The 14900-nt window shown below is 53.7% G+C and carries 15 protein-coding genes; 3 read left to right on the top strand and 12 right to left on the bottom strand.

The window, feature by feature from the left end:
• Positions 1-11 precede the first annotated feature (11 nt).
• The 3 genes from kexD to MKR05_RS08080 form a co-directional block, all read right to left on the bottom strand.
• On the bottom strand, positions 12-3128 hold the full coding sequence (kexD, locus tag MKR05_RS08090; protein WP_284118122.1) for a multidrug efflux RND transporter permease subunit KexD: 3117 nt from the start codon (positions 3126-3128) through the stop codon (positions 12-14).
• 46 nt (positions 3129-3174) lie between these two features.
• The gene (locus tag MKR05_RS08085) at positions 3175-4050 is read right to left on the bottom strand and encodes an ABC transporter six-transmembrane domain-containing protein (RefSeq protein ID WP_048297681.1); all 876 of its coding nucleotides are present in this window, start codon (positions 4048-4050) and stop codon (positions 3175-3177) included.
• A 229-nt stretch (positions 4051-4279) separates the two neighbouring features.
• Positions 4280-4699 carry a transporter gene (locus MKR05_RS08080; RefSeq protein ID WP_186976555.1) on the bottom strand — a complete coding sequence of 140 codons (420 nt, stop codon included), beginning with the start codon at positions 4697-4699 and terminating at the stop codon, positions 4280-4282.
• Positions 4700-4951: 252 nt separating this feature from the next.
• Here MKR05_RS08080 and MKR05_RS08075 point away from each other — a divergent pair, with 252 nt between their 5' ends.
• Together MKR05_RS08075 and ccrB are read left to right on the top strand one after the other, a co-directional pair.
• A complete protein-coding gene (locus MKR05_RS08075; RefSeq protein ID WP_004151175.1) occupies positions 4952-5656 on the top strand; it encodes a response regulator in 705 nt (234 codons plus the stop codon).
• A complete protein-coding gene (gene ccrB, locus MKR05_RS08070) occupies positions 5653-6714 on the top strand; it encodes a HAMP domain-containing histidine kinase CrrB (RefSeq protein WP_023290017.1) in 1062 nt (353 codons plus the stop codon). Before MKR05_RS08075 ends, ccrB begins: the two co-directional genes overlap by 4 nt.
• On the opposite strand, the gene MKR05_RS08065 is transcribed toward ccrB, so the two are convergent.
• Positions 6711-7646, bottom strand: a complete 936-nt coding sequence (locus tag MKR05_RS08065; RefSeq protein WP_023290018.1) for an ATP-grasp fold amidoligase family protein — start codon at positions 7644-7646, stop codon at positions 6711-6713. The two genes, ccrB and MKR05_RS08065, sit on opposite strands and share 4 nt — an antisense overlap.
• Positions 7647-7834: 188 nt before the next feature.
• A complete protein-coding gene (locus tag MKR05_RS08060) occupies positions 7835-8197 on the bottom strand; it encodes a TonB family protein (RefSeq protein ID WP_072072792.1) in 363 nt (120 codons plus the stop codon).
• A 26-nt stretch (positions 8198-8223) separates the two neighbouring features.
• On the opposite strand from MKR05_RS08060, the gene MKR05_RS08055 reads away from it, so the two are divergent.
• Entirely contained in the window at positions 8224-8448 is a 225-nt protein-coding gene (locus MKR05_RS08055) for a hypothetical protein (protein ID WP_131095972.1), read from the top strand.
• A gap of 1217 nt (positions 8449-9665) precedes the next feature.
• Here the strand turns inward: MKR05_RS08055 and ccmI are convergent.
• The 7 genes from ccmI to MKR05_RS08020 are packed head-to-tail and all read right to left on the bottom strand — an operon-like array spanning position 9666 to position 14869.
• Positions 9666-10508, bottom strand: a complete 843-nt coding sequence (gene ccmI, locus MKR05_RS08050; protein WP_048335929.1) for a c-type cytochrome biogenesis protein CcmI — start codon at positions 10506-10508, stop codon at positions 9666-9668.
• Positions 10505-10951, bottom strand: coding sequence for a cytochrome c-type biogenesis protein (locus MKR05_RS08045; protein WP_072199226.1), 447 nt, complete (start codon positions 10949-10951; stop codon positions 10505-10507). The genes ccmI and MKR05_RS08045 overlap by 4 nt, the downstream gene beginning before the upstream one ends.
• A gap of 11 nt (positions 10952-10962) precedes the next feature.
• Positions 10963-11517 (bottom strand): DsbE family thiol:disulfide interchange protein, encoded by a 555-nt coding sequence (locus tag MKR05_RS08040; protein WP_032453183.1) that lies wholly within the window; start codon positions 11515-11517, stop codon positions 10963-10965.
• Positions 11514-13466, bottom strand: coding sequence for a heme lyase CcmF/NrfE family subunit (locus tag MKR05_RS08035; protein ID WP_132133381.1), 1953 nt, complete (start codon positions 13464-13466; stop codon positions 11514-11516). Before MKR05_RS08035 ends, MKR05_RS08040 begins: the two co-directional genes overlap by 4 nt.
• Positions 13463-13921: a cytochrome c maturation protein CcmE gene (gene ccmE / locus MKR05_RS08030; protein ID WP_032453185.1), complete on the bottom strand. Its 459-nt coding sequence runs from the start codon at positions 13919-13921 to the stop codon at positions 13463-13465. Before ccmE ends, MKR05_RS08035 begins: the two co-directional genes overlap by 4 nt.
• The gene (ccmD, locus tag MKR05_RS08025) at positions 13905-14135 is read right to left on the bottom strand and encodes a heme exporter protein CcmD (protein WP_048297689.1); all 231 of its coding nucleotides are present in this window, start codon (positions 14133-14135) and stop codon (positions 13905-13907) included. The genes ccmE and ccmD overlap by 17 nt, the downstream gene beginning before the upstream one ends.
• Complete coding sequence (locus MKR05_RS08020) at positions 14132-14869, bottom strand: heme ABC transporter permease (protein ID WP_023290025.1); 738 nt, start codon at positions 14867-14869, stop codon at positions 14132-14134. The genes ccmD and MKR05_RS08020 overlap by 4 nt, the downstream gene beginning before the upstream one ends.
• Positions 14870-14900: the final 31 nt, after the last annotated feature.

Below are 14900 nucleotides of genomic sequence, written 5' to 3'. Positions count from 1 at the left end.
CAGGGCAGAGATTAGCCGTTCCGGCTATTCCCCGGTCTGTCTTTTCGCATGCCAGTAAATCGTGTGATCGTCACGAAAAATACCGGAACAAAGAAAATGGCCAGTAGCGTTCCGCTAATCATCCCGCCGAACACACCGGTACCAATCGCATGTTGTGTGCTGTCGCTGGCTCCACTGGCAAGCATCAGCGGAACAACACCTAATGTAAAAGCCAGAGATGTCATCAGAATTGGCCGTAAGCGTTGCTTTGCAGCCGTCAATGTCGCGTCAATAAGGCTCTTTCCTTCTTTCAGCAATTGTCTCGCGAACTCGATAATCAGAATCGCATTCTTGGCGGAAAGTCCAATCAGGGTTATCAGACCCACTTTGAAAAAGACGTCATTCGTCATATTCGTAACGGATACGGCCAGCACAGAGCCGAGCAGCCCCAGAGGAACAACGAGCATGACCGCGAAGGGAATGGACCAGCTTTCGTAAAGAGCAGCCAGCACCATGAATACCACCAGTACCGAGAGCACAATAAGACCCGGAAGCTGTGATGCAGACTCTTTTTCCTGTAACGAACTTCCCGCCCACTCACCGGCGAACCCCGGTGGTAAGTGCTTAGCCAGATTGTCCATTGCCGCCATTGCGGTACCTGACGATTTTCCCTGTGCGGCACTCCCGGTTAGGCGTATGGCAGGATATCCCTGATAGCGTATCAGTTGCTGCGGTGCAACATTCCACGAAAGCGACACAAAAGTGGATAATGGAAGCATCTGCTCCAGACGGTTTTTGACAGACAAAACCAAAAGTTGTTCAGGCTGCATCCGGTATGGCGCGTCCGCCTGGACGATAACCTGCTGAACCCGACCATTATTGGTATAGTCATTCACATAATTGGAACCTGCTGCAACGGAAATGGTTTGATTTATTTCATCAAACGATACCCCCATGGCCTCCGCTTTTTCCCTGTCGATATGCAGGGAAAGGCTTGTTCCCTCACCAAGTCCATCAATATAGACATCGGCAAGGTGAGGATTATGATTTGCCTGTACAATAAGCTCATCGGCCGCCTTTTTGAGTGCCTGATAGCCTTTCCCCCCTCGGTCCTGTAAATAATAAGTGAACCCGGATGAGGTTCCCATATCAGAAATTGCCGGGGGCAGCAGACTCATTGTTACGGCGTCCGGCACGTTTGCCATTTGGGACTGAATATGGTCAGCTTCTTCCTGTGCCGTGGTTCCTTTGCGTTGTTTCCAGTCCTTGAGGGTGGTGAATGCCATGGCCGAATTTTGGCCTGCCCCTGAGAAACCAAATCCCAGGATCATAATGTTACTTTCTACCGCCTGCCGATGAGCGATCTCCTCTTCAAATGTATCGACGACCTTAAGCGTCCGCTGCATCGTGGCGTCAGAAGGAAGCTGGATTGAGGACATAAAATAACCCTGATCTTCATCAGGTAAAAATGATGAGGGTAAGGAGGACAGCCCGGCAAACAATGCCAAACATAATGCAGCGTAGATCATCATCATACGGCCAGTACGCTTCAGTACAAATCCAAGACCAGTGGCGTAAAACGCAGTGAGGCGATGAAAGTGAGCGTTAAACCACGCTGAAAATGCGCTGCTTTTACCCTGATGAATACCATGTGGTTTGAGCAGGGTTGCACAAAGCGCAGGCGTTAACGTCAGCGCCAGGAATGCCGACAGTAAAATGGATATCGCCATCGAAATGCTGAACTGTCGATAAATAATACCCACAGAACCGCTGGCAAAGGCCATTGGTATAAACACCGCAGTGAGCACCAGCGTAATACCAATGATTGCCGGCGTAATTTCACGCATCGCTTCTCGCGTTGCATCCTGTGGAGACATTTTTTTGTCTTCCATCAGTCGTTCGACGTTCTCTACCACAACAATAGCATCGTCAACAATAATCCCGATGGCCAGTATCATTCCAAACATGGTTAAAATATTGATGGAATAACCGCTTAATAGCATTACGGTAAATGTGCCGAGCAGCGCCACGGGTGCCACAATCGCAGGAATAAGCGTACAGCGTATCTTGTGAAGGAAAAGCAGCATCACGAAAAAGACCAGAACCATGGCTTCAACAAATGTCTCAACTACCTTCAATATCGATAGCTTTACAAATGGAGCCGTATCGAAAGGCACGGTGAATGTCATTCCCGCGGGAAGCACACCGGACAGTTCTGTTAACCGCGCGCGGATACCCGACGCAGTACTAATCGCATTTGCGCCAGGAGACAATTGAATGGCGGCTGCCGTTGCAGGCACGCCATTTTCACGGATGCCAAATGCGTAACTTTGCAACCCGGATTCCACGCGGGCAACGTCTGCCAGTGTCACCCGGGCGGCTGAGACCTGTGATTTAATCGTGATATTGCGAAATTCTTCAACCGAAGAGAGCTGCCCTTTTACCGTTATTGGATAGGTCACCTCTTGGCTGCTCGTCGCGGGTTCATCTCCGGTTCTGCCCGGTGAAACAATCACGTTTTGTTGACTGATGGCGCTTAATACATCCGTAACAGAGAGCCCATAGCTGTGTAATTTCATCGGGTCCAGCCATATGCGGAGTGCCTTTTCTCCGCCAAAAAGCTGGACTTTACCTACACCAGGTACGCGACGGAGTTCATCAGTAACATTCCTTGCAAAATAATCGCTTAAGTCAGCTTCCTGATAGTCTCCGTTTGGCGATTTTAACCCCACCATCATTAAAAAACCGGAATTAGCTGCCTCAACATTTATCCCATTCTGTCTGACCGACTGCGGCAGGCGGGATTCCACAATTTTAATTTGGTTCTGCAGATCCATCTGGGCAAGTTTGATGTCGGTGCCGGGTTTGAAAGTTACCGTAATTGACGCCATCCCTGTCGTGTCACTGGAAGATTCAAAATAGAGTAAATTGTCAACACTCGCAATTTCACGCTCGATCAGAGACACGACGGATGTGTTCATCACTTCCGGACTGGCTCCGGGGTAACTCACTGAAATGATAATACCGGGTGGCGCAACTTCAGGGTATTGCGCAACCGGTAAACGAGGTATGGACAACAGTCCCGTCAGAACAATAAACAGGGCAATAACCCATGCGAAGATGGGGCGCTCAATGAAAAAGTGCGGCATCAGGTGTACTTCCAGTCAACATACAAAGGGTAAAAGTTCAGCATGGTTATCCTGATAAAGAGGTCTCATCGTCTGTCGAAACCCGTTTACCGATATCCCTGAGCTGGGAAAATTTCTCAAGAAGTTGTGGTGCGTCATCCAGGCTTGTTGCAAACATCCACATATAGGTCATGACGGAATAAATATGTCCGGCATTAATTCCGGATTCCATGCTCATCCTGATAATGGTCATGGAAAAGAGAGCCGAAACCAGAAGGCCTATTGATAAATATCCCCTTGCCTCTCTGTCGGATAACACCACGCGCAGACGGGCAAGTGTGTCATAATGTCGCTTAAGAGCACTAAAAGACGCCTTATTAACATAATCGACCTCTTTCTCAAGGCGATTATTCAGCCGTCTGTAGAATGTCTCATTTTTGCTGGCATAGCTTGAGACAAAACACATCAGTATTCCCACGATGATCAAACAGGCTATACCTGTCCAGAACTCAATCCATAACAGCATAATTGCTGCGCCGAAAAGGGAAATGATCGAGGTGATCAATACCGGCAGGTGCAACTCGAAGAAATCTACAAATTCACGGGACAGAGTGACTCTCGCAGCAATAGTCGAGTGATTAAGTGAATATTTTCGCTGGGCTAATACTACAGTCACAGCAAGACTTGCGTAGATACGTGCAAACGTTCGCGTATCGACACTACGTCTGGTGGCTCCCATGCACCACATGAACAGAACCATCAGGCCATAAAGGGCCGCATGTGACGTCTGTCCGCCCAGGATGGCATTTATCGCCATGCCCGCCAGAACGGGGTAGAGCAGGAATGCAACGTTTTCAGCAATAACCAGCATGAAAGTAATGCACAATTTCTTTCTGTACCGCCAGGCAAGTGTCTTAAGTGAGATAGCAACCCCGGGGGCCATAGGTTTGTTGTTGCCTTTATGAATCATGATAAATTTGTATTAAACATCTGGGTGTAAAGGGTTCTGCCGTTGGTTTATTTTTTAGCTAAGTGAAACGAGACAGCATAACAGAGCAGTCATAAATCAATGGGCTAAGTTTAACGTGATGATGTCAATCGTGAATGGATGTTTTATGGAGGATATGTGTACTCACTCCTGAGGTTATGTATCATGTTGACATTGCATAATATCAAACCATTCTTATACATAAGCATAAAGGTAGTCCGCAAAAGAAAACCATTAAAAAAAATTCATAATAAAAAACAAAATCATAAATATCTGGAAAAGTATTCAAAAGCAGATGCAATACAATGATGGTGTGTATAAACAGTAAAATCAGACCGAATGTTATTGCAATGAAGCTTTTAATAACTCCAGGTTTTTTCTGAATGATAAATGATAATGCTGTAATGATTATCAAAACACGAATCAGTAAAGATGAGGGTAATGTGGATTCTACTTTTTCATTAATTGAATGCACAAGGTAAAGCCAGGTAGATAACAACCCATATGAAACGATGCAAAATAAAAGTGAGGCCATCAAATTCTCGCGCCGGAAAAAACATTTAGTCAACACCCTAAACCTCCTAAGACAAAGTACATATTGCATGCAACACTTAACCTGGTTGGAGATTATCACTTAGCGATGTTGATTAATTATTTATAAAATGTGTAGTGAATATGGAGAGCGTGGCTGGTAAAATTTTAAGAAAATTTCTTGATGAACTTTTCCAAAAAATATCTGTCCAAAAATATCAAATTGAAAATTCATGTTTGTAATTGAGTTAAAGAACTTTAAGCATGACGATAAAAGTGCTTTCAGGGTAAAATGCATGTTGTCCTCAGCACTGTGGAAGAAAATATGAACAACAACAATCTGATTATCGTCGCAGAAGACGATGATGACATCGCTGCCATACTGACAGGCTATTTACGTAAGGCAGGTATGAAAACCTTAAGAGCTGAAGACGGTGAGCAGGCAATCAATCTTACCCGTCTGAACAAGCCTGATCTCCTGCTGTTGGACATCCACCTGCCCGTGTACGATGGCTGGAATGTTCTCACCACGTTAAGAAAGGAAACGAATGTACCGGTCATCATGGTGACAGCACTGGATCAAGACGTTGATAAACTGATGGGGCTACGACTCGGGGCTGACGACTATGTGATAAAACCCTTTAATCCATCTGAGGTTATTGCCCGGGTTGAAGCTGTGCTTCGCAGAACCAGACCGGTTGCAGAGTCTACACATTCACGGCCTTTAAGAACGCCTTTTTTAACGATTTATCCTGATGAGTTTTACGTTGAAATCACTGCACAAGGTGAAGTTTCCACGCCAGTATTAACCACCACTGAGTTTAAGCTTTTAACCTATCTGGCGAGAAACCCGAGAAAAGTCTGTTCACGTGAAGAGTTACTCGATGCGTGTTTACCTGAGGGAGACTCGCTGGATCGTACTGTAGACAGTCATATGAGTAAACTTCGGAAAAAGCTTGAACATGCCGGATTGAAGGGCATTCCGGAAAGCATCCGAGGATTAGGCTACCGGTTGGGTGACAAAAAATGAACAAAGAAACGATTCTGAGTCGTCAAATTTTGACATATATGTTGTTGTTAACGTTTGTTATTATTGCCATTGCAATACTCGGTTCCTACTTATTTTATAGTTTCCTGATTTATTACCTGCCGGGTGGAATGAACGAAGGTAGTGAAGATGCCATGACATTCCTTGACTGGATGTGGATTCTGATGGCGTCCATTACCAGTCTGGTCGTTGCACTTTTCTTTACCGTAAAGCTGTCTGCCAGAATATTCAACCCACTGAATGACGTCGCATACAGCCTGAAACAAATCTCTCAGGGAAACCTTAGTGCCAGAGCATTTAACAGCAGTTCTAAGTTGGGAGAGATGAATAGGCTCGTCAATGACTTTAATGAGATGGCTGAAAAGTTACAGACGCTGGATGCGCAGCGAAATTTATGGAATGCTGCAATTGCTCATGAACTCCGGACGCCAGTGACTATCTTACGTGGGAGGCTTCAAGGACTGGTTGACGGCGTTTTCGAACCAGAACCGTCGTTATTCAGGAACCTTCTTAAACAAACTGAAGGTCTGACCAACTTAATTGAGGATCTCCGCGTCGTGAGTTCGTCAGGAGGCGCTGGGTACTCCTTGATGCTGAGTGAAGTCGATCTCAAGTCCACGATTTCAAATGCGCTTGATACCTTTTGGCCGGACTTTGATAAAAAGCATTTCAAAATTGTCACTGAGATTAACCATCAGTATTGCGTTTGCGATCCCTTACGCATTATTCAGTGCCTCACCGTTCTTTTTGACAATGCCTTAAAATATTCCACATCACAAACGCTGTTAATAAAGAATGGTATTACAGGAAACGATAATTTTATTATCGTTCAGGACAAAGGACCTGGAATTCCTGAAGAACTCCAGAAGTCCTTATTCCAGCCTTTTCAGCGAGGACAATACGCCAAAAATATTAATCCAGAGGGCTGTGGTTTGGGGTTGTCGGTAGTTAAAGCCATTATGTGCGCCCACGGCGGAGACGTTAGCTATAGTATGACACCAGAAAATGGCTCACTTTTCAAACTCTCATGGCCTGTTTAAGGGCATGAATATACAGGCTCGATTGAACTTGTTTTAGCAACAGACAGATCCCACATACTGCCGATTTTGGCGTCCCAAATTGATGGGGTGATTTTAAGTTTGCCTCTTTTGGGGCTTAGTGTTATTTCGCTGAAATAGATATCTTCTCCTTTTAGCATAAGATCGACGCGGCAGTAGTCTATTTCTTTTGCTAAGTCCTGGGCGGCAATAACGGACTTATGAAATGATTCTGGTTCATCAACCGGCAATGGCGTATTTGGGTATTCCATCTGAAAGGGTTGCAAATTCCACGCTCTGTCATAAACGTTAATGAATTCGTTTCCATCGCTGTCAGTAAAGTCTGCCTCGATAAAACATGCCACACCGTGAAAGCAATGTATTCTTAGCATTTCCGGAGTTATACTCCGGTGTTTACTGGAAAATAGATCCAGATACATTTCGCATAGGACCACAGGTGGTATATTTTTATACTGCCATTCTCGGGTCGTATAATACATGTTCTTTTTAAGAGATAGTTTTAATCTGCTTTTAACCTTAGCGGGATCAATATTCGTTTTGTCCGTGCATATGACCGCGCTTCCACTATCATGATTGCATTTCAAAACAAATTTAGGGGGTAGTTTATCGAAATCAATATCATCAACTCTGTTATAAACACCTACTAAAGGAATAAGCTTGATTAAATTAGTTCTTTTCTCAACATACTCCCTGACCAGAAGTTTATCAGCAAGCATCGTATAAAATGGGTTGTGGATAAATAAAATGCGATGGCAGATTTTCTCATTAAGCGTCACAGGATTGAGTAAATCCGGATATGTGCCAGATATTTCTCTTAACCTGTCTGCATGAAATGAAATGTCATTAGTCAAAATGGTTCTGCATTTTCTCAACAAATATTCAATGTATTTGATTTGATAGTTTATTTTGTTCATAGTACCTCCTGTTCAGAAAGAAAATTCTGACAGAGGTTTGTTGATTTATTTTTTGCAAATCATGGAGAGTATATGGAGCGACATGCTTCTTTATTAATAGAAATTAATCCGGACCATTATCCGCTCCTTGCACCCAGGGGACTTTACCGGCGTAGATGATGCGTCAGGCTATTAATCCTCAAAAGTGCTTATTGCTTATTCGCGGGACCGCCGTCTGATTTGGGTGGGATCTTGACGACTAATCTTTGAGCTATTCCCGGCTTGCCCTTTTCAAAACGCCATTTTTTAATCATTTTATCAATGACTTGATGTTCCAACTCCGGAGTCGTTGTCGATTCAAGTATCTTTACATTCTGAACTCTGCCATCTGAATCAACATCGTACTGAATCCGCAGGAAACTCGGCAGTAGGTTTCCGTTCTTATCACGAGTGGTAATTGATGTGTTTGCAGAGGAAATGCTGCCTGAAGGTGTGCTGGCGCTGGCCTCTGTGCCGGCGCAGAGTGTCAGTAACAATGGCAAAATTAAAGTGAATAGTCTGCTAGTTTTCATTAATCGTCTGAGTTCCAAAATTAACCATGAATATTCACGTTACCAACGGCGCGCGTGACAGGTTACCAGATGAGATGATCCGTGAACACCGCGTCTTCAGCGGCAATCACATTGAACTCCTTACCTGGCGCTTCGTACTGCATCCATTCCCGAGGACGTTTGGCTATCAGGACAAGTGGGCGCTGAGCGACTACATCAACGACTCTTTTGCCAGCTGTCAGCAGCGCTATCCGGCTCGTCGGGGAACATGAGCGAGCTAACCCCCTCAGGTGATTAGCATGGATTCGCGTCCCGCGCTGAAGACGTTCAGCTAATCCTTTTTCACTCCGGTGCTCGGGATCTACCGCGCTTGCAACGTTAATGGAGTGATCTCCGGGGCCTAAGCGGCAACCTGCTGCTGATGCTAAGGGGGAGATTCTTCAGTCATTCCTGCGACACCTGGGAGCTTAACACGGAAGCGGCTGCGCATAGCGCCAGCAGGGAACCCCGGAAAGCGATGCGTGACGCCTTATCCCGGTTACGCTGTTGGGCCGTATTTGTGCCGCTCTTGTGCCGTATTTTTGCCGGGTGACAGCTACACCTTACCCGGCCCGCGATTTGGTGCTCTATTCGCGCCCTTCGTAGGCCCGCGCAAGCGTAGCGCCGCCGGGCAAGGACAGCGGGCACGGAGCCGATTTTGTGCCGGGTGGCGGCTGCGCCTTACCCGGCCTACAGGGTTCGTGCGACCTGTCGTTACTATATTCACCATGGTTGCTGAAACTGCCGGTGTTGGCGGCCTCAAAATCGCTGAGACGTTCCCGGAAGGCCGGGGCAGCCCGCATGGATGCGGGCTGAGGGCCGTGTTTTGCACGGGCGCTGCCTCGGCCCGACCCGAAGCCTGCAGGGATAAGTCGAAGGGACCGCGTAGCGGCGATTTTGCTGGCCGGAGCCCGGGGGTACAGGGGGCGGCGGCGACTGGCCGCCCCCTGTGCGCTCCCTGCGCCATGCCAGGCATAACGCAGAAGACTAACCGGGAGCGCAAACTACGCTGAAGTCACGCGTGATAAACGCTTTCCCCGGGCTGAGAACCTGTAAAACCGATAACAGTCTCCCCCGCCGCCGGGCAAGATATCGCACCGTGCCCCCCATGTTGCCGGGTGGCGGCTGCGCCTTACCCGGCCTACAAAGGCCTCCCGTCAGCTCATATCCCCAGGCCCACGCTAACGCAGCGCCGCCGGGAAGGTATCAGGCTCCGAGCTCAACATGTTGCCGGGTGGCGCTTCGCTTACCCGGCCTACAAAGGCTGCCCGCGATTTGGCGCTCTATTCGCGCCCTTCGTAGGCCCGCGCAAGCGTAGCGCCGCCGGGCAAGGACAGCGGGCACGGAGCCGATTTTGTGCCGGGTGGCGGCTGCGCCTGACCCGACCTACAAAACCAGGGCTGTCCGTACCGTCCTCGCGGCAGACCCCACGTTCAGCGCCGCCGGGCAGTTACTGCGCCTGCTGCTGCGCCTGCGCCAGCTGGCGGACAATCGCCTCGCGCCGCGCATCCCCTTCCGGCAGCCGGGCCAGCAACGCCTGCAGGGCCGCCACGGCTTCGGGGTAATCTTCATTACGTACCGCGCTCAGGGCCAGCATCTCCAGCACCGGCAGGCTGGTCGGCTGTCGCTGATGCAGGTCGCGCAGCAGCAGCTCGCCCATCCGGACCTGACCGCTATCCCCCGCCCGCACCAGCGCGCTGGCATAATCGAAAGCCGCCGCCGGGTCGTCCGCCGCCAGCGCATGCGCCCGGCCAAAAGCGCCGATCGCCGTCTCGCCATCGTTCAACAACAGCCCCAGCCGCCCAAGCAGCTGCCAGCCGGCGAGGTCGTGCGGAGTATTCTGCAGATGGCTGCGCAGGCCAAGCCGCAGCTCCGCCAGCTCATCCATACGCAGCGGCGGCGCGGTCGGGTCCTTAACCTGCTGCAGCAGCGCAGGATAATGCCGCTCCGCCTGCTGCCAGAGCAGCACCTGGCCAATATCGCTGGTTTTCAGATACAGGCCCAGGCTCAGGACCACCAGCAGCAGCGCGCCCGGAAACAGCGCCCAGCGGCTTAGCGGCCGTTCGCCAGGCTGTGCCTGGGGCGGGATATCCGTCAGCAGCGTGCGCTGGAGCTCGACGACCAGCGCCGGGTTGTCCTCGCCGCGCTCCTGCGCCAGCTCCTGCAGGCGCGACTGATACAGGGCGCGGTTGAGGGTATCGCGGTCCACCGCCCCTTTGCCCGTCCACGGGAAGTACAGCAGCCCCAGCGCGCCAGCCAGCAACAGCCCGGCGATAACCACCAACAGGCTCATCGTTCTTTTCCTTCTTTCAATAATGCCGCCAGCCGCTGGCGCTCTTCGGCGCTGAGCGCCGCGTCAGGAATGTCGCGACGACGCGCGCGGGCGATAATCACCCCCGCGCCCGCCAGGACGAACAGCCCCGGCCCCAGCCACAGCAGCACCGTGCCCGCGGTCAGCGGCGGCTCGTAGCTGACAAAATTGCCGTAGCGGGCCACCATATAGTCAACGATCTGCCCTTTCGTTTTCCCCTGCTGCATCAGCTCGTACACCTTCTGCCGCATATCGGCGGCAATCATCGCGTTCGAGTCGGCGATGCTGTTGTTCTGGCATTTCGGGCAGCGCAGCCGGGAGGTGATCTCGCGGAACGCCTGCTCCTGGGCCTCGTCTTTAAACTGCCAGGTATCGATGGCGGCCCACGCCTGGCCGGTCAGCATCAGCGCCAGCAGGATGCCTATGACACCTCTCATCAGCCCGCCCCCCGGTTGTATTGATTCCACAGCGGCTGGAGCTCCTCGCGCCACACCCGGTCGTTCAGGTCGCCGGCGTGCCGCCAGCGGATGATGCCCTGACCGTCGATGAGAAACGTCTCCGGCGCGCCATAAACCCCCAGATCCAGGCCGAGCATGCCGTTGCCGTCGTACAGGCTCAGCCTGTACGGATTACCCAGGCGCTGCAGCCAGCTGATCGCCTTCTGCCGATCGTCTTTGTAGTTCATCCCCACCACCCGCACGCCCTGCTGCGCCAGGCCGTTGAGAAACTGATGCTCGGCGCGACAGGTTGGGCACCAGGTGGCCCAGACGTTAAGCAGCAGCGGCTTGCCGTCGATCAGCGTCCGTCGGTCCAGCGTCTGGCCGGGGGTATCCAGCGCTTCAAGGCGAAATTCCGGCAGCGGTTTGCCGATCAGCGCCGACTCGAGGGTCGTCGGGTCGTCGCCATCGGCGTTACGCATCAGCTGCCAGAACAGCGCGGCGGCCAGCGCCAGAAACAGCACCAGCGGGATAAACAGCAGCTTCCGGTTCATGAGGCCTCCTGCAGTTTCTTACGCATCCGGTAGCGCGGGTCGAGCATGCAGCACAGACCGCCGAGGGCCATCAGCACCCCGCCATACCAGATCCAGCGAACGAACGGTTTGTAGTACAGACGCACCGCCCAGCTGCCGTCGCTCAGTTCTTCCCCCAGCGCGGCGTACAGATCGCGGGTCAGCCCGCCGCTGATCGCCGCCTCGGTCATCATCATCCGGCTGGCGGTATAAAAGCGTTTCTCGGCATACAGCGTCGCTTCCGGGCGGCCGTTGCGGGTCACGGCAATAATGCCTTCCCCGCCGGTCCAGTTGGGGCCGACGATATTGCGCACGCCGTTAAACACAAAGTGATAGCGGTGGATATCGATACTGTCGCCGGGGCGCATCCGTACATCGCGCTCCACGCTGTAGCTCTGGCTAAAGGTGATGCCGATAACGGTCACCGCCACGCCGACGTGACCGAGCACCATCCCCCACTGGCTGCGGGTCAGCGTCCGCAGGCCGCGCCAGAAGCCGTGGCGATGGGTGGCCCGTTCGTGAACCTCCATCAGGGCGAAGATCAGCACCCACAGGGCCATCATCAGGCCAATGACCGCCATCGCGGTGATACGATCCTGCAGCAGCCACGGCAGCGCCAGAGAAAGTGACAACGTCACCACCAGGGCGATCACCAGGCGCTTAATCTGCCTGGCGACGTCATCGCGCCGCCAGCGGATCAGCGGTCCCAGCCCCAGCAGCAGCGCAAACGGCGCCATCAGGGCGGTGAACATGGTGTTAAAGAACGGCTCGCCGATGGAGATGCTGCCGAGGCCCAGCTCTTTATGCACCAGCGGCAGCAGCGTTCCGAGGAGCACCACCAGCATCGCGGCCATCAGCAAAATATTGTTGCCCAGCAGGAACGACTCGCGCGACCACAGCGTATGTTCCACCCGCGCCCGCACCCTGCCGCCCTTCAGGGCGTACAGCAGCAGCGACCCGCCGATGGCGACAATCAGCAGCGCCAGAATAAACAGCCCGCGCGATGGATCCGAGGCGAAGGCATGCACCGAGACCAGCACGCCAGAGCGCACCAGGAAGGTGCCCAGCAGGCACAGGGAGAAGGCGGCGATGGCCAGCAGCACCGTCCAGGCGCGGAAGCTGCCGCGCTTCTCGGTCACCGCCAGGGAGTGCAGCAGCGCGGTCCCTACCAGCCACGGCATAAACGAGGCGTTTTCCACCGGGTCCCAGAACCACCAGCCGCCCCAGCCCAGTTCGTAATAGGCCCACGCCGAGCCCAGCACGATGCCGAGAGTGAGGAACATCCACGCCGCCTGGGTCCAGGGACGCGACCAGCGCGCCCACGCGGTGTCCAGCCGCCCCGCTAGCAGCGAGGCGATGGCGAAGGCGAAAGCCACCGAGAAGCCGACGTACCCCATATAGAGGATCGGCGGATGAAAAATCATGCCGATATCCTGCAGCAGCGGATTAAGGTCGCGGCCGTCAATGGGGTACTGCGGCAGGCCGCGGCTGAACGGGTTGGAGGTAAAGAGGATGAACAGCAGGAACCCAAAGGCGATCATCCCCATCACCGCCAGCACCCGGGCGACGGCGTCGAGCGGCATCCGGCGGCTGAAGAGGGCGACGGCGAAGGTCCAGACGCTGAGCAGCAGGACCCACAGCAGCAGCGAGCCCTCGTGCGCCCCCCAGGTCGCCGCCACCCGATACCACACCGGCAGCGCGCTGTTGGAGTTTTCCGCCACGTAGCGGACGGTAAAGTCATTGACCACAAAGGCGTGCACCAGCAGCAGGAAGGCGCCGCCGATGCAGGCGAACAGCCCGCAGGCCAGCGGCCGCGCCAGGGCCATCAGCCGCCGGTCCTGCCGCGCCGCGCCCCACAGGGGATAGACGCTCAGAAGCAGCGCCAGCCCCGCCGCCAGACACAATAAAAAGTTGCCCAGCTCCGGCATCATGGCTGCGCCTCCGCTTTCGCCGGCGTCATGGCGTTTTTCACCTCCGGCGGGGTGTAATTTTCATCATGCTTGGCCAGCACCTGCTGAGCGGTGATATGCCGCTCGCCGTCCAGAACGCCCTGGGCCACCACGCCCTGTCCTTCACGGAACAGGTCCGGCAAAATGCCCTTATAGCTGACGTCCACGACCCCGCGGGCGTCATACAGCTTAAAGCGCACGTCGAGGGTTTGCGGGTCGCGCTGCAGGGAGCCGGGCTGAACGTAGCCTCCCACCCGCAGGCGCTGCCCGGTATGGGGCAGCGCCCGGGTTTCCGTTTTACCGTAGATAATTTCTCCCGGGGTGTAGAACAGATCGATATTGCTGCTCAGGGCGTACAGCGTCAGGCTGACGGTCAGCCCAAGGCCGGCGAGCACCGCCAGCACGATATACAGCCGGGTTTTACGACGCGCTTGCATCCGCGGCCTCCTTGTCATGTTCGCGAGCGGCCGCGATCCGCCGCTCACGCGCCTGCTGGCGTCGCACCTCATGGAATAGCGCCCGCCGCGCCCACAGGGTATGAACCGTCAGCAGGCCAAAGGCGGCGATGGCCACGGCCACCGCCAGCCAGACGTACAGGGCATAGCCGCCCATATTCAGGAAGGCGGCGAACGAAGAAAAAGCGGGGCTCATCGGGCGGCTCCTTTGTTAGCCAGCGCCACCACCCACGGCCGACGACGTTCCAGCTGGAGGATCAGGTTACGCAGGCGCATCAGGGTCAGGGTGACCGACAGCGCGAGGAAAGCAAAAATGCAGATCCGCAGCGGCAGACGCATGCTCGGGTCGATGGTTTGCTGCAGGTTGGTCGAGCCCTGGTGCAGGGTGTTCCACCAGTAAACCGAGTAATGAATGATGGGCAGATTGACCACCCCGACCAGCACGAGGATCCCCGCCGCGCGCCCGGCCAGGCGGCGGTCGTCAAAGGCGTGCCACAGGGCGATGACCCCGGCATACAGAAACAGCAGCACCAGTTCCGAGGTCAGACGGGCGTCCCAGATCCACCAGGTCCCCCACATCGGCTTGCCCCACGCCGCGCCGCTGACCAGCGCCACCAGGGTGCAGACCGCCCCCACCGGCGCCAGGGCGGCGATCGCCAGGTCGGCCATTTTGATCTGCCAGACTACCCCGACGAAGGCCGCGACGGCCATCGCCAGGTACAGCCCCATCGACCACATCGCCGCCGGGACGTGAAGATACATGATCCGGTAGCTTTCCCCCTGCTGATAGTCCGCCGGGGCGAAGCCAAAGCCCCACCCCAGGCCGATGACCAGCAACAGCGCGCTCAACGCCGCCAGCCAGGGGATCCAGCATCCGCACAGGCGGTACAGCCGCTCGGGGATCGCCAGTTGATGTAACGCTTTCCACATAGACGCTTACTCACACGGTTATGATGGCCGC

It is taken from the genome of Klebsiella sp. K5-204, from assembly GCF_030128585.1.
Classification (GTDB): Bacteria; Pseudomonadota; Gammaproteobacteria; order Enterobacterales; family Enterobacteriaceae; genus Klebsiella; species Klebsiella quasipneumoniae.
The sequence above is the reverse complement of the archived record's forward strand: the minus strand, read 5'-3'. Positions and strand labels throughout refer to the sequence as shown.